General features: G+C 61.5%; 21 protein-coding genes and 1 pseudogene. 8 read left to right on the top strand and 14 right to left on the bottom strand.

What is annotated here, in order from left to right; translation table 11 throughout:
* Positions 1-149: 149 nt before the first annotated feature.
* From LQ231_RS10155 to gatB, 5 genes and pseudogenes are all read right to left on the bottom strand, one after another.
* Positions 150-590, bottom strand: a pseudogene (locus tag LQ231_RS10155) (DUF2155 domain-containing protein); the annotation flags it as partial.
* A 109-nt stretch (positions 591-699) separates the two neighbouring features.
* Entirely contained in the window at positions 700-1,098 is a 399-nt protein-coding gene (locus tag LQ231_RS10150; RefSeq protein ID WP_230171253.1) for an NADH:ubiquinone oxidoreductase subunit NDUFA12, read from the bottom strand.
* A gap of 128 nt (positions 1,099-1,226) precedes the next feature.
* The gene (locus LQ231_RS10145) at positions 1,227-1,694 is read right to left on the bottom strand and encodes a GNAT family N-acetyltransferase (protein ID WP_230171252.1); all 468 of its coding nucleotides are present in this window, start codon (positions 1,692-1,694) and stop codon (positions 1,227-1,229) included.
* An 86-nt stretch (positions 1,695-1,780) separates the two neighbouring features.
* Positions 1,781-2,278 carry a GNAT family N-acetyltransferase gene (locus tag LQ231_RS10140; RefSeq protein WP_230171251.1) on the bottom strand — a complete coding sequence of 166 codons (498 nt, stop codon included), beginning with the start codon at positions 2,276-2,278 and terminating at the stop codon, positions 1,781-1,783.
* A 4-nt stretch (positions 2,279-2,282) separates the two neighbouring features.
* A complete protein-coding gene (gatB, locus tag LQ231_RS10135; RefSeq protein WP_230171250.1) occupies positions 2,283-3,788 on the bottom strand; it encodes an Asp-tRNA(Asn)/Glu-tRNA(Gln) amidotransferase subunit GatB in 1,506 nt (501 codons plus the stop codon).
* A gap of 149 nt (positions 3,789-3,937) precedes the next feature.
* Between gatB and LQ231_RS10130 the strand changes: the two genes are divergently transcribed.
* Complete coding sequence (locus LQ231_RS10130; protein WP_230171249.1) at positions 3,938-4,270, top strand: DUF1294 domain-containing protein; 333 nt, start codon at positions 3,938-3,940, stop codon at positions 4,268-4,270.
* Here the strand turns inward: LQ231_RS10130 and LQ231_RS10125 are convergent.
* The 5 genes from LQ231_RS10125 to LQ231_RS10105 form a co-directional block, all read right to left on the bottom strand.
* A complete protein-coding gene (locus LQ231_RS10125; protein WP_230171248.1) occupies positions 4,267-4,776 on the bottom strand; it encodes a GNAT family N-acetyltransferase in 510 nt (169 codons plus the stop codon). The genes LQ231_RS10130 and LQ231_RS10125 overlap by 4 nt on opposite strands.
* 203 nt (positions 4,777-4,979) lie before the next feature.
* Positions 4,980-5,435 carry a GNAT family N-acetyltransferase gene (locus LQ231_RS10120; RefSeq protein ID WP_230171247.1) on the bottom strand — a complete coding sequence of 152 codons (456 nt, stop codon included), beginning with the start codon at positions 5,433-5,435 and terminating at the stop codon, positions 4,980-4,982.
* Positions 5,436-5,455: 20 nt separating this feature from the next.
* Positions 5,456-6,937, bottom strand: coding sequence for an Asp-tRNA(Asn)/Glu-tRNA(Gln) amidotransferase subunit GatA (gene gatA, locus LQ231_RS10115; RefSeq protein WP_230171246.1), 1,482 nt, complete (start codon positions 6,935-6,937; stop codon positions 5,456-5,458).
* Between the two features lie 88 nt (positions 6,938-7,025).
* On the bottom strand, positions 7,026-7,313 hold the full coding sequence (gene gatC, locus LQ231_RS10110; RefSeq protein ID WP_113141025.1) for an Asp-tRNA(Asn)/Glu-tRNA(Gln) amidotransferase subunit GatC: 288 nt from the start codon (positions 7,311-7,313) through the stop codon (positions 7,026-7,028).
* A 68-nt stretch (positions 7,314-7,381) separates the two neighbouring features.
* Complete coding sequence (locus LQ231_RS10105; protein ID WP_230171245.1) at positions 7,382-8,086, bottom strand: metal-dependent hydrolase; 705 nt, start codon at positions 8,084-8,086, stop codon at positions 7,382-7,384.
* Positions 8,087-8,195: 109 nt separating this feature from the next.
* Here LQ231_RS10105 and ruvX point away from each other — a divergent pair, with 109 nt between their 5' ends.
* A complete protein-coding gene (gene ruvX, locus LQ231_RS10100; RefSeq protein WP_230171244.1) occupies positions 8,196-8,696 on the top strand; it encodes a Holliday junction resolvase RuvX in 501 nt (166 codons plus the stop codon).
* On the opposite strand, the gene LQ231_RS10095 is transcribed toward ruvX, so the two are convergent.
* Both LQ231_RS10095 and LQ231_RS10090 read right to left on the bottom strand, forming a co-directional pair.
* Positions 8,627-8,965, bottom strand: coding sequence for a DUF6105 family protein (locus LQ231_RS10095; protein ID WP_113141023.1), 339 nt, complete (start codon positions 8,963-8,965; stop codon positions 8,627-8,629). The two genes, ruvX and LQ231_RS10095, sit on opposite strands and share 70 nt — an antisense overlap.
* Complete coding sequence (locus LQ231_RS10090) at positions 8,962-9,174, bottom strand: hypothetical protein (protein WP_192814352.1); 213 nt, start codon at positions 9,172-9,174, stop codon at positions 8,962-8,964. The genes LQ231_RS10095 and LQ231_RS10090 overlap by 4 nt, the downstream gene beginning before the upstream one ends.
* A gap of 183 nt (positions 9,175-9,357) precedes the next feature.
* Between LQ231_RS10090 and LQ231_RS10085 the strand changes: the two genes are divergently transcribed.
* Positions 9,358-10,293, top strand: a complete 936-nt coding sequence (locus tag LQ231_RS10085; protein WP_230171243.1) for an AEC family transporter — start codon at positions 9,358-9,360, stop codon at positions 10,291-10,293.
* Here LQ231_RS10085 and LQ231_RS10080 read toward each other — a convergent pair.
* Positions 10,275-11,927 (bottom strand): acyl-CoA dehydrogenase family protein, encoded by a 1,653-nt coding sequence (locus LQ231_RS10080; protein ID WP_113141021.1) that lies wholly within the window; start codon positions 11,925-11,927, stop codon positions 10,275-10,277. The genes LQ231_RS10085 and LQ231_RS10080 overlap by 19 nt on opposite strands.
* 122 nt (positions 11,928-12,049) lie before the next feature.
* Between LQ231_RS10080 and LQ231_RS10075 the strand changes: the two genes are divergently transcribed.
* Genes LQ231_RS10075 through dprA form a run of 4 tightly spaced genes read left to right on the top strand, consistent with a single transcriptional unit; the run spans position 12,050 to position 16,106 of the window.
* Positions 12,050-13,006 (top strand): aspartate carbamoyltransferase catalytic subunit, encoded by a 957-nt coding sequence (locus LQ231_RS10075; RefSeq protein ID WP_230171242.1) that lies wholly within the window; start codon positions 12,050-12,052, stop codon positions 13,004-13,006.
* A complete protein-coding gene (locus LQ231_RS10070) occupies positions 13,003-14,298 on the top strand; it encodes a dihydroorotase (RefSeq protein WP_230171241.1) in 1,296 nt (431 codons plus the stop codon). Before LQ231_RS10075 ends, LQ231_RS10070 begins: the two co-directional genes overlap by 4 nt.
* A 25-nt stretch (positions 14,299-14,323) precedes the next feature.
* A complete protein-coding gene (plsY, locus tag LQ231_RS10065) occupies positions 14,324-14,941 on the top strand; it encodes a glycerol-3-phosphate 1-O-acyltransferase PlsY (protein ID WP_113141018.1) in 618 nt (205 codons plus the stop codon).
* 7 nt (positions 14,942-14,948) lie between these two features.
* The gene (dprA, locus tag LQ231_RS10060; protein WP_230171240.1) at positions 14,949-16,106 is read left to right on the top strand and encodes a DNA-processing protein DprA; all 1,158 of its coding nucleotides are present in this window, start codon (positions 14,949-14,951) and stop codon (positions 16,104-16,106) included.
* Here dprA and LQ231_RS10055 read toward each other — a convergent pair.
* Positions 16,059-16,292, bottom strand: coding sequence for a hypothetical protein (locus LQ231_RS10055; RefSeq protein WP_230171239.1), 234 nt, complete (start codon positions 16,290-16,292; stop codon positions 16,059-16,061). The two genes, dprA and LQ231_RS10055, sit on opposite strands and share 48 nt — an antisense overlap.
* Positions 16,293-16,542: 250 nt before the next feature.
* Here LQ231_RS10055 and topA point away from each other — a divergent pair, with 250 nt between their 5' ends.
* Positions 16,543-19,236 carry a type I DNA topoisomerase gene (gene topA, locus LQ231_RS10050; RefSeq protein ID WP_113141016.1) on the top strand — a complete coding sequence of 898 codons (2,694 nt, stop codon included), beginning with the start codon at positions 16,543-16,545 and terminating at the stop codon, positions 19,234-19,236.
* The last annotated feature ends 8 nt before the right edge of the window (positions 19,237-19,244 follow it).

Raw genomic sequence — 19,244 nt, 5'->3', positions numbered from 1 at the left:
TGCGGCGCTTCGAGCGGCGGGACAGCGGTGGGTGCGGGCTCTGCTGGTGCGACCGGTGCTGCTACGCTCGGATCGCCGGCGGGCTGCGTGGCGGCTGGAACTGTCGCCGGCGTTTCGGCAGCCTTGACCGGTTCGGGCGCCGCCTGAACGGCCTTCACGCCGAGGGGAGCAGGAACCTCCGAACTCGCCTTGCAGCCGGTCAGCCAGACGTCATAGATCGCGTGCTCGACGGCGTTCAGCGCCGGGCTGTCGGCAAACATCCAGCCGGAAAAGATGCGGCGGATCTTGCGGTCGAGGGTGATTTCGTCGACCTCGATGAAGGCGTCGATCTTCTGGGCTTCGGTCTCGTCGCGCGAATAGCAGACCTTCGGCGTGACCTGAAGGGCGCCGAACTGCACCGTCTCGTTGACATAGACGTCGAAGCTGGTGATGCGGCCGGTGATCTTGTCGATGCCGGCGAATTCGGCAACGGGATTTTCGAGGCGCGCGGCATGGGCGGGTGTCGAGACGCAGACGGCGGTCAGGAGTGCAGCGCCCAGGGCCGAAAGCGCCATAGCAGGCAAACCGCTGTTTCGTTCCGGACGCTTCATCTGCCGCTCTTTCACAGTCAATTCATCTCAGGCCCAGATACGACAAGGGCCTCACGAAAGAGGCCCTAACGGCGAATTATGGCCAAATCGGGTAATCGTCGCCGGCTGATCAGTTGCCGGGCGTCCAGGCGTCGTAGTCGCCGGTGACGCGCGGACGCTCGCCGGCAACGGCGATCGAACCCGGCGGACGGTAAGCGGCAGAGGTGCCGGTCAGGTTTTCGCGATGCGGGAGCTGCCATTCGGCGGCCTTGTAACTGTCCTTCGGCGGGGCGACGTCGGTGCGATAATGCATCCAACCGTGCCAGCCGGGCGGGATCTTCGACGCGTCGGCATAACCCTTGTAGATCACCCAACGGCGCGGGAGGCCGAACGATGTCGTGCCGCCCTCATAGTAGACATTGCCTGCTTCGTCTTCGCCGACGCGCTTGCCGTTGCGCCAGGTGAAGAAGCGGGTACCCATGGTCTGACCATTCCACCAGGTGAAAATTTGCAACAGAAACTGCTTCATGTCGTGTCCTTGGATTCAAGCCGAAGCCCTTCATACGGATGCACGGACGATAGTCGGCACCGTATAATATCTTCTTGCTTATGCCGCCTTGCCTTCTGCTTGTCCAGTGATTCGCGGTCGCACCCCCGTCATTTCAGCTTCAACTTGAAGCCCAGATGACTGGGCGCAAAACCGAGCCGCTGGTAGAAGCGATGCGCATCGGTGCGCGCGGCATTGGAGGTGAGCTGGACAAGCCTTGCCCCCTCGGCACGGGCGCGCTCGACGGCAAAACCGATCATGAGGGCGCCGATCCCCTGCCCGCGGCAGTCGGCCCGTGTCTGGACCGCCTCGATGATCATCGAGGATGATCCGCGCGCGGTCATCGTGGTGGTGATCATCGTCTGGAACGTGCCGACGATTTCGCCGTGTTTCTCGGCCACATAGAGAGTTTCATTCGGCGAGGCCGCGATGCGGGCAAAGGCAGACAGATAGTCCGGCAGCGCCTTCGGGTCGGTGGTGTCGCCATGACCGCCCAGCGCGTCATCGGCAAACAGCGCGGCGATCTGTGCGACGTCTTCCGGCCGCGCGACGCGTATCCGCACATCTGTATCCTGCATGCAAAGCCTCTCCCGATCTCTTCAAGACGCGCAGAGCTACAGTGCGGTTCGCGACAGTTTGATGACGGCCAAGAGCCGAAAGCCCATTAGAGAAGCGGCTTTTCCATGATGAGCGCTTCGATGCCACTGTTGGGGCCGCCGCAGTTCTTCGTCCTGTCAACTTCAACGAAGCCATGCGCCTCGTAGAAGGCGACGGCGCCTGCGTTCTTCGGCTCGACTTCGAGCCGCATGATCTCGGCATCGGGAAAGCAGCTCTCGATCTCGGCGAACAGATCGCGGCCGATGCCCTGGCGCTGGCAATCGGGATGCACGTAGAGCTGGTAGAGCATCGCCGTCTTGGCGAGCTTGTCCGACATGGCGGCAAAGGCCATGCCGCCGATGCGCTTGCCATTGTCGGCGACGAGAAACTCGCCGCCCTTCTGGTGCACCCGCGCCTTGAGCGCCACCGGCGAATGCCAGCTGTCGATCAGTTCCTTGACCTTTGCCGGCCCGTAGAGCGCGTCATAGGTCGCGTGGAACGTCGTTGCGAGCAGCGACCGAAGCTGCTGGATATCGCCTTCACCTGCGGTGCGGACGAAATACAAGAGCCTACTCCTCGACGATGCCGAGCTTGGCCTTGACCAGCGCCTGGACGGCCTGCGGGTTGGCCTTGCCACCGGTGGACTTCATCACCTGGCCGACAAACCAGCCGGCGAGTGTCGGCTTGGCCAACACCTTGGCGACCTGATCCGGGTTGGCGGCGATGATCTCGTCGACGGCACGCTCGATGGCGCCGGTGTCGGTGACCTGCTTCATGCCGCGGGTCTCGACGATTTCGGCCGGATCGCCGCCTTCGTTGAAGATGATCTCGAACAGGTCCTTGGCGATCTTGCCGGAAATGGTCTCGGCCTTGATCAGGTCAATGATGCCACCGAGCTGGGCGGGGGAAACTGGAGTCTCTTCAATGCCTTTGCCGGCTTTGTTCAAGGCGCCCAGCAGGTCGTTGATGACCCAATTGGCGGCGATCTTGCCATCGCGGCCTTCGGCCACGGCTTCGAAATAGTCGGCGATTGCCTTCTCAGACACCAGAACCGAGGCATCATAGATCGACAGGCCAAGCTCGGCGACGAAGCGGGCCTTCTTGTCGTCCGGCAGTTCCGGCAGATCCTTCTTCAGGTTCTCGATGAAGGCATCGTCGAATTCGAGCGGCAAGAGGTCCGGATCGGGGAAGTAGCGATAGTCATGCGCGTCTTCCTTCGAGCGCATCGAGCGCGTCTCGCCCTTGCCCGGATCGAAGAGGCGGGTTTCCTGGTCGATCGTGCCGCCATCCTCGATGATGGCGATCTGGCGACGGGCTTCGTATTCGATCGCCTGGCCGATGAAACGGATCGAGTTGACGTTCTTGATCTCGCAGCGCGTGCCGAATTCGCCGCCGGGCTTGCGCACGGAGACGTTGACGTCGGCGCGCATCGAGCCCTCATCCATGTTGCCGTCGCAGGTGCCGAGATAGCGCACGATCGAGCGCAGCTTGGTCATATAGGCCTTGGCTTCGTCCGAGGAGCGCATGTCGGGCTTGGAGACGATTTCCATCAGGGCGACGCCGGAACGGTTCAGGTCGACATAAGACATGGTCGGATGCTGGTCATGCATCGACTTTCCGGCATCCTGTTCGAGATGCAGGCGCTCGATGCCGATCTCGATATCCTCGAACTGGCCCTGGCGATCGGGACCGAGCGAGATCACGATCTTGCCCTCGCCGACGATCGGGTCCTTGAACTGCGAGATCTGGTAGCCCTGCGGCAGGTCGGGATAGAAATAGTTCTTGCGGTCGAAGATCGAGCGCTTGTTGATCTGGGCCTTCAGGCCGAGACCCGTGCGCACGGCCTGGGCCACGCATTCCTCGTTGATGACGGGCAGCATGCCGGGCATGGCGGCATCGACCAGCGAGACGTTGGAGTTCGGCGCATTGCCGAACACCGTCGACGCACCCGAAAACAGCTTGGAATTGCTCGTCACCTGGGCATGGACTTCCATGCCGATGACGATTTCCCAGTCGCCTGTGGCGCCGGGGATGAAGCGTTTGGGATCGGGTGTGCGCGTGTCTACCAGGGTCATCGGATGCTCGTGTCATGCGTGGGTTTATAGGCTCGTGAGGTAGAACAAATGGGCCGGCGGTGCAAGGCTTGTGACGTCCGGCCTGTCTCAGGGTCGTGGCAAGGCCTACGGAGGAAATCGCTTAACCGGGATGGAATAAGCTGCCGGCCATGGCAAGCGAAACAATCCTCACCGTGGCCGCGCTTGCGGCGCTCTACAATGTCTTCGTGTTTGGCATCTACGCCTTCGACAAGCTTGCCGCACGCAAGGGCAGTTGGCGGGTCAGGGAAAGCACGCTGATCTTCCTCGCCGTGCTCGGCGGCGGGACCGGGGCCTTTTTCTGTCAGCGCCTGTTGCGACACAAGACGCGCAAACCACCATTTCGCCTGTTGTTGCCGATCCTGTTCGTCCTGCAGTCCACAACCGGGCTGATCCTGCTGCTGGTGCCGGACCAGGTGTTTGCGGCAGCAGGATACCTGGGTGCTCTCACGCCGCTGCACTAGAACTCCTGCCCATACCCCAGTGGCTCAACCGCCACCAACTGCTTCGACAGACCGACGGACTGGACGTCGCGATCGAGCTTCGGGTTGTAAGCAATGGTCAGCCAGTTTACGGCATAGCCGTGTTTCTCGAAGAAGCCGATCGCTTCGCTGTTCATGGCATGGGTCTGCAGGCTGGCCTTGTCGAAGCCCTGCCGCACGATCTCGGCCTCTATCGCCTCCAGCAGCGCGGATCCCAGCCCCAGGCGCTGCTGGTCCGGATCGATCCAGAAGTCTGTGATGTTCTCGTCGAGATCCTCGCGGGCAGCCCATCCGGCAGCAAAGCCGCCCCGGTCGGCCACCATGATCGTCACCCATCCCTGATGGGTAAAATGACGGAAGGAGGCACGAGCATTGTCCACCATCGACCGTGTGTCGCCTACCGGGATCATCGCCTTTTCCCAGGCGCGGACACCGATCTCGGCCAGCAAATCCGCTTCTTCGAGCCTTCCGCTCCGGATGGTGATCATCGACGCTCCACTTGTTGACGACAGTAGACCATCCCGTGTGAGGTTTTTCCAGTGGTGCGCCGCGGCACAAATTTAACTCCGGATAAATCTCAGATAGTTCAACCACATAGAGAATTCCGCTCAGAGCTTGATTCACACTTTTGGCACCGGACCGCACACATCTGGATGAACGCTGATTCGCCTGCGCTGTCGGGAGAATGCACCTAAAGCGGTCGCTCCAGCCGAACCTTCTCGACATCCATCTGCATCGCCTGCGATCGCTCCATGCCGCGCCAGACAAGACGGAAGCCGCAGCGTTCATACAGGCGGATGGCGCCGCTGTTGCCAGCATGGGTGGCGATGCGCGCCATCTCGATGCCCTCACGCTTCATCAGAGCGAAGGCGTGTTCGAGCAGGGCCTGTCCAACGCCCTGCCCTTGACGGTCAGGCGCAACCCACAAATCGGAAATGTAATCGGGATCGCCGTCGCGAGCCGTCCAGCCGACGATTTTGCCGCCTGTTTCAGCGACAACTATTGCCGCGACATTGTCTGCCGGGAAGTCATGGAAGGCTTGGCGAACCTGTTCCGAGATCGCGACGCCGAAGCTGTTCAGAACCGGATTGGCGGACCAGGCGGCAAATCCGGTTTCGCCGACGCTTTGGGCGTCGGCGACGGTCATTGGTCGAATGTGAAACTGGATTACCACCACTTCGCCGGTGTGAACGTGCCGGCGGCCTGCTCGATGACATGGGCGGTCCTGAACAGGGTTTCTTCGTCGAACGGCTTGCCGATGACCTGGAGGCCGAGCGGCAGGCCCTTGGAGTCGAGACCGGCGGGAACGGAGATGCCCGGCAGGCCGGCCATGTTCAAGGTGATGGTGAAAACGTCCTGCAAATACATCTTGACCGGATCGGCTGCCAGTTCCTTGTCGCCGATAGCGAAGGCCGACGACGGGGTGATCGGGGCGAGAATGGCATCGACGCCGGCATTGAAGACAGTTTCGAAGTCGCGCTTGATCAGCGTGCGGACCTTCTGGGCCTTGAGGTAATAGGCGTCATAATAACCGGCCGACAGGACATAGGTGCCGACCATGATGCGGCGCTTGACTTCCTTGCCGAAGCCTTCGGCGCGGGTCTTCTCGTACATGTCGGCAATGTCCTTGCCGTCGACGCGCAGGCCGTAACGCACGCCATCGTAACGGGCGAGGTTGGACGAGGCTTCGGCAGGCGCGACGATGTAGTAAGCCGGCAGGGCGTATTTGGTGTGCGGCAGCGAGATATCGACGATCTCGGCGCCGGCATCCTTCAGCCAGGCGATGCCCTGGGCCCAGAGCTTTTCGATCTCGTCCGACATGCCGTCGACGCGGTATTCCTTCGGAATGCCGATCTTCATGCCCTTCAGGGATTGGCCGAGGGCTGCTTCGTAGTCCGGCACCGGCAGATCGACCGAGGTCGTATCCTTGGCATCGACGTTGGCCATCGACTTCAGCAGGATTGCGGCATCACGCACGTCGCGGGCGATCGGGCCGGCCTGATCCAGCGACGACGCATAGGCGACGACGCCCCAGCGCGACACGCGGCCATAGGTCGGTTTGATGCCGACGGTGCCGGTGAAGGCGGCAGGCTGGCGGATCGAACCGCCGGTATCGGTCGCGGTGGCCCCGGCACACAGATGGGCGGCAACGGCTGCGGCCGAGCCACCGGACGAGCCGCCGGGCACCAGCTTTTCATCCGAGCCCTTGGCCTTCCATGGATTGACCACCGGGCCGTAATAGGAGCTCTCGTTCGACGAACCCATGGCGAATTCGTCCATGTTGAGCTTGCCGAGCATCACAGCGCCAGCGTCCCAGAGGTTCTGGGTGACGGTCGATTCGTATTCCGGCTTGAATCCGTCGAGGATGTGGCTGCAGGCCTGGGTGTGCACACCCTTGGTGGCGAACAAATCCTTGACGCCGAGCGGGATGCCTTCCAGCACGCCGGCCTTGCCGTCGGCGATGCGGGCATCCGAGGCCTTGGCCATGTCGAGCGCGATCTCGGGCGTCACGGCGACATAGGCGTTGATTTCAGGGTTGGCGGCCTCGATTGCCTGGATATAGGCCTGGGTCAGTTCGACGGCCTTGATCTCCTTCGCGGCCAGTTTGGCGCGGGCTTCGGCGATGGTGAGGCTGGTCAGTTCGGTCATGGTCGGTTCACTTCAGACTGTCAGCGCCTTTGACAGGCGCAATAGGGAGAGGATGCGGCAGCGGACAAGCGGCAGGCGAGGCCCGCGCTTATTCGACGACCTTCGGCACCATGAAGAAATTGCGGTCGGTCTGTGGCGCATTGGCGACGATGGCGTCTGCCTTGTTGCCGTCGGTGACGACGTCATGACGCTTTTTCATCGCCATCGGCGTCACCGATGTCATCGGCTCGATACCGGTGACATCGACTTCGGACAATTGCTCGACGAAACCGAGAATGCCGTTCAGTTCGCCGGTCATGCGCTCTGCCTCCTCCTCGCTGACAGCGATGCGGGCAAGGCGCGCGACGCGCTTGACGGTTGCGAGATCAACGGACATCGGCATTCTCCAGATAAGCTGTTTTCTTCGCTATAATGGCCGTCAAGCGCGGGTGCAACGGGGATTTGTCAGAGCTGCAGGGCAAGACCGGCCGAAGGGGTGACAACCTTGGTGCGCGTGCCCTCCATTCCCGCGACGAATTTCTCCGGCGTCTGGTCGATAATCGGGAAGCTGCCATAGTGACAGGGAATGGCCGTCTTGAAGTCGAAGAAGCGCTGGCAGGCGAGCGCTGCAACCGCGCCGCCCATGGTGAAACGATCGCCGATCGGAACCAGACCGATGTCGGGCTGATGCAGTTCGTGGATCAGCTTCATGTCGGAAAAAATGTCGGTGTCGCCCATATGCAGCAGCGAGGCATCGCCGTCGAAATGCAGCATCAGACCATTGGCACTGCCGAGCGAATGTGAAACGCCGTCCTCGGTCAGTTGTGCCGACGAGTGCAGGGCGTTGGTGAAGGTAGCGGAAAAGCCCTCGAAATGCACGGTGCCGCCGGTGTTGCCCATCTCCAGCTTCTCGACGCCCTTGGAGCCCAGCCAGGCGGCCAGATCGGCATTGGCGAGCACAGTCGCGCCGGTGTCCTTTGCCAGGCGGATCGTATCGCCGACATGGTCGCCGTGACCGTGTGTGAGGAGAATATGGGTAATGCCGGACGCCGTGTCCTTGGCATCAAGGCCGGCGAAGCCCGGATTGCCGGTCAGAAACGGATCGATCAAGATGCTCGCCTTGGAGGTGTCGAGCCGGAAGGCGGAATGGCCGAGCCAGGTGATCTTCATGAATAACTCCTAGAATAACGTCGAAAGGGTAACGGGTTCCCTCGCCATCAGATATGGCATATGCGCGTGACGGATAGTAGGCACGAGCGAGAAAGACCGGAAAACAGAAATGACGACGCTGACCCTCGAGGAACTCGCCGAACAACTGCTGCCGAACCAGGCGATTGCCGGTCTCGATCTCGGCACCAAGACGATCGGGCTCTCTGCATCGGACCTTGGCCGGCGCTTTGCCACGCCCCGCCCTGTCATTCACCGGACCAAATTCACCCAGGATGCGGTGGTGTTGCTGGCATTTGCCGAGAAAGAAAAGATTGCAGCCTTCGTCATCGGCCTGCCGACAAACATGGACGGATCGGCGGGGCCGCGCGTCCAGGCAACACGCGCCTTTGTCCGCACGATGTCGGAAAAGACCGACATACCTTTCATCTACTGGGATGAACGGCTGTCGACCGTTGCCGCCCAACGGGCGCTTCTGGAAATGGATGTGTCACGCGCCAAGCGCAAGGAGCGGATCGATTCGGCGGCGGCCAGCTTCATTCTTCAGGGTGCACTGGACAGGCTGTCCATGCTGGCACGCGCCTCGGATGAGACCGGCTCAGACTTTTCCTGACGCGCCTTCCACCATGCGATGATCTTCTTGCGGCGGCGAAAGCCGATGATGGCAAAGAGGACGGCGCTGTCGACCACGATCGCGCGCATGACCAGCGGCGGAATGGTTTCCGGCGGAATGCCCAGAACATTGCCATAGATCTGGAAGACCAATTCATGGGCCTGGCGGGTCAGCATGAAGATGCCGAAGCTCATGTCGTAATAGGACAGACTGTACCAGGTGCCGAGAAGCACAATGGGCGTCGCCCATAAAAGCAGGAAAGTCTTCATGCCGTTTCTGCCTTTCGCACAGACGGCGAATCATTCGCCGCCGGCCAGTTTTCCACCAGCCATTTCAATGCCGCCATCAACGTCAGCGCGACCGCAGGAACGGCAATATCGAGCGCCAATCCCGCAAAGAAGACCATCATCATGATGGTCAAGATCAGTCGTACCGACGCGTCACCCGTCACTGCCCTGCCCTTTAACGTCTGTCCCATGGCAAAGTTGCAGCGTTCGGTCCTACGACGCAACGTAAACCCTTTGTTAAGGTTAACGGCGATTGGGGATAAGTCAGAGCAAGGCGTTGGCGCACGAGCGCCCATCCCCTGTTTCAGCAGTTGCCAGCCTGCGGCCCGCCCTTTAACGGTTGCGCTGCCAATTCGCGCGTCCGGACATTTTTCATGCTGATCATCTTCGAAAGCATCCTGCCGATCTTCCTGCTGGTCCTGATCGGTGTCGTGCTCAAGCGGACGCCGCTGATCAACGACAGCTTCTGGGGCGGGCTGGAGCAGTTCGGCTATTATGTGCTGTTTCCAGCACTTCTGTTCGAGACATTGGCGACAACCAATTTTTCCGCGATGAACAGCGGCAGCGTCAGCCTTGTCTCGCTGCTCGCGGTGGGTATCATGTCGGGCGTTTGTCTGGCACTCTGGCCGCTTCTTCGCAACAGAGGCATGGGCGCCCCTGCCTATACCTCGATCTTCCAGACGGCGACGCGCTGGAACGGCTTCATGGCACTGGCGATTGGCGAAAAGCTCGCCGGCCCGGAAGGCCTTGCGGTCATCGCCGTGATCATGGCGGCAATCATCGTTCCGCTCAATCTGATCAATGTCGGCATCATGGTTTGGTTTTCCGGCCGGGGTCGCAGCTTCAAGGCGTTTGCCCTCCGAATCATCACCAATCCGATCATCATCGGCTCGGCGCTCGGCGTTGTCGTCAATGTGCTTGGCATCGGGATCTACGATCCGTTGATGACCACGGTCGAGCTTGTCGCCGCCTCATCGCTCAGCCTGGGCCTGATCAATGTCGGCGCGGGACTGCGCATCCAGGATGCGCTGAAGCCGCAGCCGGCCATTATCCTTTCGGTCTTCCTCAAGCTGATCCTGTTTCCGGTGGTTTCCGTCGGACTGGCGCTCACCTTTGGTCTGAGCGGCGAAACCGTGGTGATGATGGCTCTCGGTGCCGCCGTACCGACGGCGATGAACGGCTATGTGCTGGCCAAACAGATGGGCGGCGATGCCGAGCTTTATGCGGCAGCGGCCACCGTACAGACGGTCGCCGCCTTCTTCACCATTCCAGCCGTACTTTACCTCGCCGCTCAGGTGGCGGCGGGATAAAGCAGGTCCAGCACGTAGCGGGCGTCGAAACGGGCGTCGAGAACGCCATAGGTATGGCGCCACCCGCCCGCCAGGCGGGTTTCCAGGAAGGCATCGGCGATCTTGCCGGCGCCGAGCCGGTAAAGTTCAGCGGCACCGGCGGCAAGCGCCAGCTGCTCGATCAGAAGGCGACCGGCGCCCTCGTCGCGTTCAGCCAGAGCCGTCGCTGCACGCAGGACTTCGACGGTCTTCTTGCCGGATGCGCCGAGATCACGCTCAAGCCCGGCAAACAGAGTCTCGAAGAGATCCTTGCCGCGGTTGAGCACACGCAGCACGTCGAGCGCCATGACATTGCCGGAGCCTTCCCAGATCGCGTTGACCGGCGCCTCGCGGTAGTGGCGGGCAATCGGACGCTCTTCGACATAACCGCTGCCGCCGATCGATTCCATCGCTTCATAGATCAGGCCGGGGGCGATCTTGCAGATCCAGTATTTGACCACAGGCGTCATAACACGGGCATAGGCCGCATCCACCGGATTTTCGCGAGCACGGTCGAAGCTGTCGGCAAGGCGGAAGGCGAGCGCTGTCGCTGCTGCCACATCCAAAGCCATGTCGGCCAAGACCCGTGTCATCAGCGGCTGGTCGATCAGCTTCTTGCCGAAAACGGTACGACCGCGCACATGATGAACCGCTTCGGCCATCGAGGCGCGCATCATGCCGGCAGAGGCCAAGGCGCAATCGAGACGGGTCAGCGTCACCATGTCGAGAATGGTGCGTACGCCATCGCCAGGCGTGCCGAGAAGGAAGCCGAAGGCCTCGTCGAACTCGACCTCGGAGGACGCATTGGAGCGATTGCCGATCTTGTCCTTCAGGCGCTGGAATTCCAGGCCATTGGCAGAACCGTCCTCCAGCAGGCGCGGCACGAGGAAGCAGCCCATGCCATCCTTGGTCTGGGCCAGCATGACGAAGGCATCGCTCATCGGCGCTGACATGAACCACTTGTGGCCCGAGAGGCGGTAGATGCCCTCGCCTACCCGTTCGCCGCTCGTCGTGTTGGCACGCACATCGGTGCCACCCTGCTTTTCTGTCATACCCATGCCGATGGTGACGGCACTTTTCTGCATCGGCGGCTTGTTGGCCGAATCGTATTTGCGCGACAGGATCTTCGGCGTCCATTCCTTCTGCACAGCCGGCGACGCGACAAGCGCTGCCACCGAGGCGCTGGTCATGGTCAGCGGGCAAAGATGGCCGCTTTCGAGCTGGGCGGTGAGGAAGAAGCGGACGGCGCGTGCCTTATGTTCGTGGCCGCGGGCGTCCGTCTGGTTCTCCCAGACGGAGCAATGCAGGCCCGACGACATGGAGCGGCGCATCAACGCGTGATAGGCCGGATGATATTCGGTGACGTCCAGCCGCTCGCCGCGCACGCCATGGGTGCGCAATTGCGGTGGGCTGGCATTGGCCATGCGGGCCAGTTCCTGCGCCTCGGGCGAGGTGACGTATTTGCCGACCACATCATATTCGTCCCGAAGCGAGCGGGCGAGCGTTGAGGTCAGATCGACGAGAAGCGGATCGGATCGGTAGGCATTGACACCGGACCAGGGCTTGGGCTGGTTCAGGGCGGCGAGTTTTTCTTCAGTCCGGTTCATTATGGTCATGCCGTTCTACTAGCGCAAAGAATTTCGTTTAACATGGGGAACGCGCCGCAATCCACATAGCATATGCTTGCCCGGCCGCCTGCCAGTCATTATAGACCGCGTGACATCTACGGAGGGCGTCCATGGTCTTCTTTCCCCACCGCCATCTCATCGGCATCAAAGGCCTTACCGAACAGGACATCACGTTCCTGCTCGACAAGGCGGACGAAGCCGTGAAAATCAGCCGCCAGCGGGAGAAGAAGACCTCCACCTTGCGCGGTCTTACCCAGATCAATCTGTTTTTTGAAGCCTCTACCCGGACGCAAGCCTCATTCGAGCTCGCCGGAAAGCGGCTTGGCGCCGATGTGATGAACATGTCGGTCGGCAATTCGTCGGTGAAAAAGGGCGAGACGCTGATCGACACGGCGATGACGCTGAACGCCATGCGGCCGGACGTGCTGGTGGTGCGCCACTCGTCGGCCGGGGCTGCTGCCCTGCTCGCCCAGAAGGTCGCCTGCTCGGTGGTCAATGCCGGCGACGGCCAGCATGAGCATCCGACCCAGGCGCTGCTCGACGCGCTGACCATCCGCCGTGCCAAGGGCAAGCTTTCGCGTATCATCGTTGCGATCTGCGGCGATGTGCTGCATTCGCGCGTGGCGCGCTCCAACATTCTTCTTCTCAACGCCATGGGTGCCCGCGTCCGGGTCGTGGCTCCGGCGACATTGCTGCCGGCCGGCATTGCCGACATGAGCGTGGAAGTGTTCCACGACATGAAGGAAGGCCTGAAAGACGCCGACGTCGTGATGATGCTGCGCCTGCAGCGCGAGCGCATGGCCGGCGCCTTCGTGCCGTCGGTGCGGGAATATTTCCACTTCTACGGCCTCGACGCCGAAAAGCTGAAATATGCCAAGGAGGACGCCCTGGTCATGCATCCCGGCCCGATGAACCGCGGTGTCGAAATCGCGTCAGAAGTGGCCGACGGCCCGCAGAGCGTCATCGAGCAGCAGGTGGAAATGGGAGTTGCCGTGCGTATGGCCGTCATGGAGACATTGCTGCTGTCGCAAAACCACGGTCCGCGCAGCGAGGGAATGGGCGCATGATGAAACCGCTCGTCTTGAAGAATGTCCGGGTTCTCGATCCTTCGCGCAAGCTTGACGAGACCGGCACGATCGTCGTCGGTGCCGACGGCAAGATCCTGGCAGCCGGCGCTGACGCGCTGAACCAGGGCGCGCCTGGCGGCGCCGAGATCCGCGACTGCAGTGGCCTCACCGCCATTCCGGGCCTTGTCGATGCACGGGTCTTTGTCGGCGAACCCGGCCATGAACATCGCGAGACGATTGCGTCTGCCAGCCGCGCCGCGGCGGCCGGCGGCGTGACGTCCTTCATCATGATGCCGGAAACCGACCCCGTTATCGACGACATCGCCCTGGTCGAGTTCGTCAAGAAGACGGCGCGGGATACGGCGATCGTCAATGTCTATCCGGCAGCGGCCCTGACCAAGGGCATGATCAGCGCCGAGATGACCGAGATGGGCCTGCTGCAACTGGCCGGTGCCGTCGCATTCACCAATGGCCGCCACGGCCTGAACGACAGCCAGGTGCTGCGCCGGGCGATGACCTATGCACGCGAATTCGATGCCGTGATCGCGCTCGAGACGCGCGAGAAATATCTGGCAGCCAATGGCGTGATGAACGAAGGGCTGTTTGCCAGCTGGCTCGGCCTGTCCGGCATCCCGAAGGAAACCGAAATCATTCCGCTGGAGCGCGATCTGCGCATCGCCGCCCTGACCAGGGCGAAATATCACGCTGCCCAGATTTCGGTGCCGGAATCGGTCGAAGCCATTCAGGTCGCGCGCAAGCGTGGCGCCAGGGTCACCTGCGCAATCTCGATCAATCATCTGTCGCTGAACGAAAACGACATCGGCGAATATCGCAGCTTCTTCAAGCTCTATCCGCCGCTGCGCTCGGAAGACGACCGCATGGGCATGGTGCAGGCGATTGCCGACGGCAGCATCGACATCATCGTCTCGTCGCACGATCCGCAGGATGTGGATACCAAGCGCCTGCCGTTTGGCGAGGCTGCCGACGGGGCGAGCGGACTTGAGACCATGCTGTCGGCGGCATTGCGCCTTCATCACGCTGGCCATGTGCCGCTGATGCGGCTGATCGATGCCATGTCGACAAGGCCGGCCGAAATCTTCGACCTTCCGGCCGGCACGCTGAAGCCGGGCGCAAGCGCCGATATTGCCCTGATCGATCTCGACGAGCCGTGGCTTGTGTCGAAGGATCAACTGGTGGGGCGTTCGAAGAATACGCCGTTTGAGGATGCGCGCTTCTCGGGCCGTGCGGTCGCGACCTATGTCGCCGGGCGCTGCGTGCACGCACTCGCATAAGATAAGACAGTCAGGGGGAAACACGGTGCCTAGCGTCAATTATCTTGCCATCGGCTGGCCGGCGCTTATCGCCGTGCTCTCACTGGGATACCTGCTCGGATCCATCCCCTTCGGCCTGTTGCTGACCCGAATGGCCGGTCTTGGCGATCTGCGCTCGATCGGCTCCGGCAATATCGGCGCGACCAATGTGCTGCGCACCGGCAACAAGAAACTTGCTGCCGTCACGCTGCTCCTCGATGCATTGAAAGCCACAGCTGCGGCTGTGATCGCGCAGATGCTGTTCGGCCAGAATGCCGGGCTGCTGGCGGGCTTTGCCGCCTTCATCGGCCATCTCTTTCCGATCTGGCTCGGCTTCAAGGGCGGCAAGGGCGTGGCAACCTATATCGGTACGCTGCTCGGCGTCGCGCCGATGATGGTTCTGGTCTTTGCGGCGGTCTGGCTCGCGGTTGCCTTCATCAGCCGCTACTCATCGCTGTCCGCTCTCATCGCCACACTTGTCATTCCGGTTGTGTTGTGGATACTTGGGGTTGAAGAGGCTGCACTTGTGACCGCGGCCATGACCGCCATAACCTTCTGGCGCCACAGACCGAATATCGAACGGCTGATCGCCGGAACCGAAAGCAAGATCGGACACAAGGGCTAGGAGAGCCATGCCGGACGATAGCGCAAGACGAAAAGGGATTGCGCTGACGGACCGGCAGAGGATCGCCTGGCTGAGACTGATCCGCAGCGACAATGTCGGGCCCGCCACCTTTCGCGATCTGATCAACCATTTCGGCTCTGCCGAATCCGCCCTCGAAGCCCTGCCGGAACTGTCGCGGCGGGGCGGTTCGTCCAGAACCATCCGGATCGCCAGCATCTCCGATGCGGAGCGCGAACTGGACATTGCGCATCGTTTCGGTGCCCGCTTCATCGGCATCGGCGAGCCGGACTATCCCCAAGCTCTGCGCCAGATCGATGGTGCCCCTCCCCTGATCGCGGCAAAGGGCGACCTTGCCGCCGCAGAACTTCCGGCGGTCGGCATTGTCGGTTCTCGCAATGCCTCGATCAGCGGCGCGAAATTTGCCGCGATGATGGCGCGCGATATCGGCCAGGCCGGATACGCGATCGTCTCCGGCCTGGCACGCGGGATCGATGCCTCCGCCCATCGGGCAAGCCTCGATACCGGAACAATCGCGGCCATGGCCGGCGGTCTCGACCAGCCCTATCCACCGGAAAACATCGATCTGCTGCGCGCCATCTGCGACGGGCGCGGACTGGCGATTTCGGAGATGCCATTTGGCTGGGAACCACGAGCCCGCGATTTCCCGCGGCGCAACCGGCTGATTGCCGGCACGGCTCTCGGCGTGGTCGTCATCGAGGCGGCCGCCCGGTCCGGCTCGTTGATCACCGCACGACTGGCTGGCGAATTCGGCCGACTGGTGTTTGCCGTTCCCGGCTCACCCCTCGATCCTCGCTGCGAAGGCACCAACGGCCTGCTGAAGGACGGCGCTACCGTGACGACACGGTCTTCGGATGTACTTCAGGCGCTGGCACCTTTGTCGCGGATCGATCTGTTCCGGCAGCCGGAAGCGGATGAACCTGGCGATGAAGATGGCAGCAAACGGGCCATGGCGGCGCCGCCGAATGACGATGAACGCTCGATCATCGTCGATGCACTTGGGCCGACACCTGTCGAGATTGACGACATCATCCGGCATACGGGCCTGCCGGCATCGTCCGTCTATCTGGTCCTCTTGGAACTGGACATCGCCGGTCGGCTAGATCGGCACGCCGGGGGATTTGTTTCGCTGACCATGGCCGAGTGACAACGCACGACGTCCCGATTGCACGTCACCGGCTTCGACGTAAGCCATTTCGATCAGGTAACACAGCATCTCGGCACCTTCGCTTTCGGCGACGCCGCGCAACTCGCCCAGCATCTGCCGGATGTAGGCAATGTTCGCCATCGTGCTGGGTTCGCGACCATTTATACCGATCGGCTCTCTTGCCATCCTACATTGCTCACAGTTGCAGACGCTGTCGCTGACAGGCCGTCTTCGTTCCCATAGATGCACGATAGCGCAATTCTTAAAAATTGCAAATTACTGCAAAACTCTCATTGGTTGCATCACGTTGCAAACGCGGAAAATCGACTTTGCCCCTTGACCGCAGCGCTTTCGACCTCCATGTCGGAAAATCGGTATTCCAAAGCCGAGGCACTGTGCTGCCGATTGAGAGCACTGATGAAGGCGCAAAGAAGCAATGAACGTCGTAGTTGTAGAATCCCCGGCCAAAGCCAAGACGATCAACAAATACCTCGGACCGGGGTATAAGGTGCTCGCTTCGTTCGGCCATGTGCGCGATCTGCCGGCCAAGGACGGATCGGTACTTCCCGACAACGACTTCGAAATGCTTTGGGAGGTCGACACGGCGTCGGCCAAGCGGATGAAGGACATCGCCGATGCGGTCAAGTCCGCCGACGGACTGTTTCTCGCAACCGACCCGGATCGCGAAGGTGAGGCGATTTCCTGGCATGTGCTCGACCTTCTGAAAAAGAAGAAGGTGATCGGCGACAAGCCGGTCAAGCGCGTCGTTTTCAACGCGATCACGAAAAAGGCCGTGCTCGATGCCATGGCCAATCCGCGCGATATCGATACACCGCTGGTCGATGCCTATCTGGCCCGCCGCGCGCTCGACTATCTCGTCGGCTTCAATCTGTCTCCGGTTCTCTGGCGCAAGCTGCCAGGCGCCCGTTCGGCCGGCCGCGTGCAGTCGGTGGCGCTGCGCCTGGTCTGCGATCGTGAAAACGAGATCGAACGGTTTGTTGCCGAAGAATACTGGAACATATCTGCTCTCTTGAAGACGCCGCGCGGCGATGAATTCGAGGCCAAGCTGGTTTCTCATCTCGGCAAGCGCATCCAGCGCAATTCGGTGACCAATGGCGATCAGGCCGCGACGATCAAGGCGCTGCTCGAGGGCGCGCGCTACGCCGTGGACAGCGTCGAAGCCAAACCGGTCAAGCGCAATCCGGGCGCTCCGTTTACGACCTCGACCCTGCAGCAGGCCGCCTCATCTAAGCTCGGCTACTCGGCCTCGCGAACGATGCAGATTGCGCAGAAGCTCTATGAGGGCATCGACATCGGCGGCGAGACCGTCGGTCTGATCACCTATATGCGTACCGATGGCGTGCAGATGGCGCCGGAGGCGATCGATGCCGCCCGCGCCGCCGTTGCCGACCAATTCGGCCCGCGTTACGTGCCGGAAAAGCCGCGTTTGTATTCAACCAAGGCAAAAAATGCCCAGGAAGCGCACGAAGCCATCCGTCCGACCGAGTTCAGCCGGTCGCCGGACAAGGTCCGTCGTTTCCTCGATGCCGACCAGTTGAAGCTCTATGACCTGATCTGGAAGCGCGGCATCGCCAGCCAGATGGCGTCGGCTGAAATCGAGCGCACCACCGTCGAGATCCTTGCCGACAACAATGGCGAAAAGGCCGGCCTGCGCGCCGTCGGTTCCGTCATTCGTTTCGATGGCTTCATCGCCGCCTATACCGACCAAAAAGAAGAGGGCGAACCCGTCGAGGATGGCGACGACGAGGATGGCCGCCTGCCGGAGATCAATGCGCGCGAGGCCTTGGCCAAGCAGAAGGTCAATGCCAGCCAGCACTTTACCGAACCGCCGCCGCGTTATTCGGAAGCCTCGCTGATCAAGAAGATGGAAGAACTCGGCATCGGCCGTCCGTCCACCTATGCCGCGACGCTGAAGACACTTTCCGACCGCGAATATGTCATCATCGACAAGCGCAAGCTGATCCCGCATTCCAAGGGCCGGCTGGTGACGGCTTTCCTCGAAAGCTTCTTCACGCGCTATGTCGAATACGACTTCACGGCGGATCTGGAAGAGAAGCTCGACAAGATTTCAGCCGGCGAGCTCAACTGGAAGGACGTTCTGCGCGACTTCTGGACGAATTTCTTCGGCCAGATCGAAGACACCAAGGAACTGCGTGTCACCAATGTTCTGGATGCGCTGAACGAAGCGCTGGCGCCTCTGGTGTTCCCGAAGCGCGAGGACGGCTCGGATCCGCGTATCTGCCAGGTCTGCGGCACAGGGAACCTTTCGCTCAAGCTCGGCAAGTACGGCGCCTTTGTCGGCTGCTCGAACTATCCGGAATGCAACTTCACCCGCCAGCTTTCCTCCGAAAACGGCGCGGAAGCGGAAGCCGGCAGCAACGAGCCGAAGGCTCTCGGCAAGGATCCCGTCACCGAAGAAGAGATTTCGCTGCGGTCCGGCCGGTTTGGGCCCTATGTCCAGCGCGGCGACGGCAAGGAAGCCAAACGCTCCTCGCTGCCCAAGGGCTGGTCTCCGGCAGACATCGATTTCGACAAGGCGCAGTCACTGCTTGCCCTGCCGCGCGAGGTGGGCCTGCATCCGGAAAGCGGCAAGTTGATTTCGGCCGGCCTCGGCCGCTACGGGCCGTTCATCCTGCATGAAGGCACCTATGCCAATGTCGAGAGCATCGAGGACGTGTTCACCATCGGCCTCAATCGTGCGGTCACAGTTCTGGCTGAAAAGCAGAGTAAGGGACCGGGCGGACGAGCCGCCGCCGTCGCCCTGAAGGAACTGGGCGACCATCCCGATGGCGGCGCGATGACGGTTCGCGAGGGACGTTATGGTCCTTACGTGAACTGGGGCAAGGTCAACGCCACGCTGCCGAAGGGTAAGGAGCCGCAGGCGGTCACGGTCGAAGAAGCGCTGCTTCTGATCGCCGAACGCATCGCCAAGGATGGTGGCGGCAAGGCCAAGGCAAAGAAGGCACCGGCCAAAGCGGGTACCAAGACCGCAGCAAAAACGACAAAAACCACCAAGGCGAAGGCTGCCGATGGCGCCGAGACCAAGCCGAAGAAGACATCTGCCGCCAAGCCGAAGGCCAAGGCGGCCAGCAAAACGAAGAAGAGCTGACATTGACC

The sequence above is a fragment of the Rhizobium sp. CECT 9324 genome (genome assembly GCF_918741265.1).
Lineage (GTDB): Bacteria > Pseudomonadota > Alphaproteobacteria > Rhizobiales > Rhizobiaceae > Allorhizobium.
The sequence above is the reverse complement of the archived record's forward strand: the minus strand, read 5'-3'. Positions and strand labels throughout refer to the sequence as shown.

What these genes read in the sequence shown, in the direction of transcription:
- gatC (WP_113141025.1), bottom strand. Translation starts at nt 7,313, where the DNA reads ATGTCCGTTGATCTCGCAACCGTCAAGCGCGTCGCGCGCCTTGCCCGC.
- LQ231_RS10090 (WP_192814352.1), bottom strand. Translation starts at nt 9,174, where the DNA reads ATGGGACAGACGTTAAAGGGCAGGGCAGTGACGGGTGACGCGTCGGTA.
- LQ231_RS10085 (WP_230171243.1), top strand. Translation starts at nt 9,358, where the DNA reads ATGCTGATCATCTTCGAAAGCATCCTGCCGATCTTCCTGCTGGTCCTG.
- LQ231_RS10075 (WP_230171242.1), top strand. Translation starts at nt 12,050, where the DNA reads ATGGTCTTCTTTCCCCACCGCCATCTCATCGGCATCAAAGGCCTTACC.
- LQ231_RS10145 (WP_230171252.1), bottom strand. Translation starts at nt 1,694, where the DNA reads ATGCAGGATACAGATGTGCGGATACGCGTCGCGCGGCCGGAAGACGTC.
- LQ231_RS10125 (WP_230171248.1), bottom strand. Translation starts at nt 4,776, where the DNA reads ATGATCACCATCCGGAGCGGAAGGCTCGAAGAAGCGGATTTGCTGGCC.
- LQ231_RS10070 (WP_230171241.1), top strand. Translation starts at nt 13,003, where the DNA reads ATGATGAAACCGCTCGTCTTGAAGAATGTCCGGGTTCTCGATCCTTCG.
- ruvX (WP_230171244.1), top strand. Translation starts at nt 8,196, where the DNA reads ATGACGACGCTGACCCTCGAGGAACTCGCCGAACAACTGCTGCCGAAC.
- LQ231_RS10055 (WP_230171239.1), bottom strand. Translation starts at nt 16,292, where the DNA reads ATGGCAAGAGAGCCGATCGGTATAAATGGTCGCGAACCCAGCACGATG.
- gatB (WP_230171250.1), bottom strand. Translation starts at nt 3,788, where the DNA reads ATGACCCTGGTAGACACGCGCACACCCGATCCCAAACGCTTCATCCCC.
- LQ231_RS10080 (WP_113141021.1), bottom strand. Translation starts at nt 11,927, where the DNA reads ATGACCATAATGAACCGGACTGAAGAAAAACTCGCCGCCCTGAACCAG.
- LQ231_RS10105 (WP_230171245.1), bottom strand. Translation starts at nt 8,086, where the DNA reads ATGAAGATCACCTGGCTCGGCCATTCCGCCTTCCGGCTCGACACCTCC.
- gatA (WP_230171246.1), bottom strand. Translation starts at nt 6,937, where the DNA reads ATGACCGAACTGACCAGCCTCACCATCGCCGAAGCCCGCGCCAAACTG.
- LQ231_RS10120 (WP_230171247.1), bottom strand. Translation starts at nt 5,435, where the DNA reads ATGACCGTCGCCGACGCCCAAAGCGTCGGCGAAACCGGATTTGCCGCC.
- dprA (WP_230171240.1), top strand. Translation starts at nt 14,949, where the DNA reads ATGCCGGACGATAGCGCAAGACGAAAAGGGATTGCGCTGACGGACCGG.
- LQ231_RS10095 (WP_113141023.1), bottom strand. Translation starts at nt 8,965, where the DNA reads ATGAAGACTTTCCTGCTTTTATGGGCGACGCCCATTGTGCTTCTCGGC.
- LQ231_RS10130 (WP_230171249.1), top strand. Translation starts at nt 3,938, where the DNA reads ATGGCAAGCGAAACAATCCTCACCGTGGCCGCGCTTGCGGCGCTCTAC.
- LQ231_RS10150 (WP_230171253.1), bottom strand. Translation starts at nt 1,098, where the DNA reads ATGAAGCAGTTTCTGTTGCAAATTTTCACCTGGTGGAATGGTCAGACC.
- topA (WP_113141016.1), top strand. Translation starts at nt 16,543, where the DNA reads ATGAACGTCGTAGTTGTAGAATCCCCGGCCAAAGCCAAGACGATCAAC.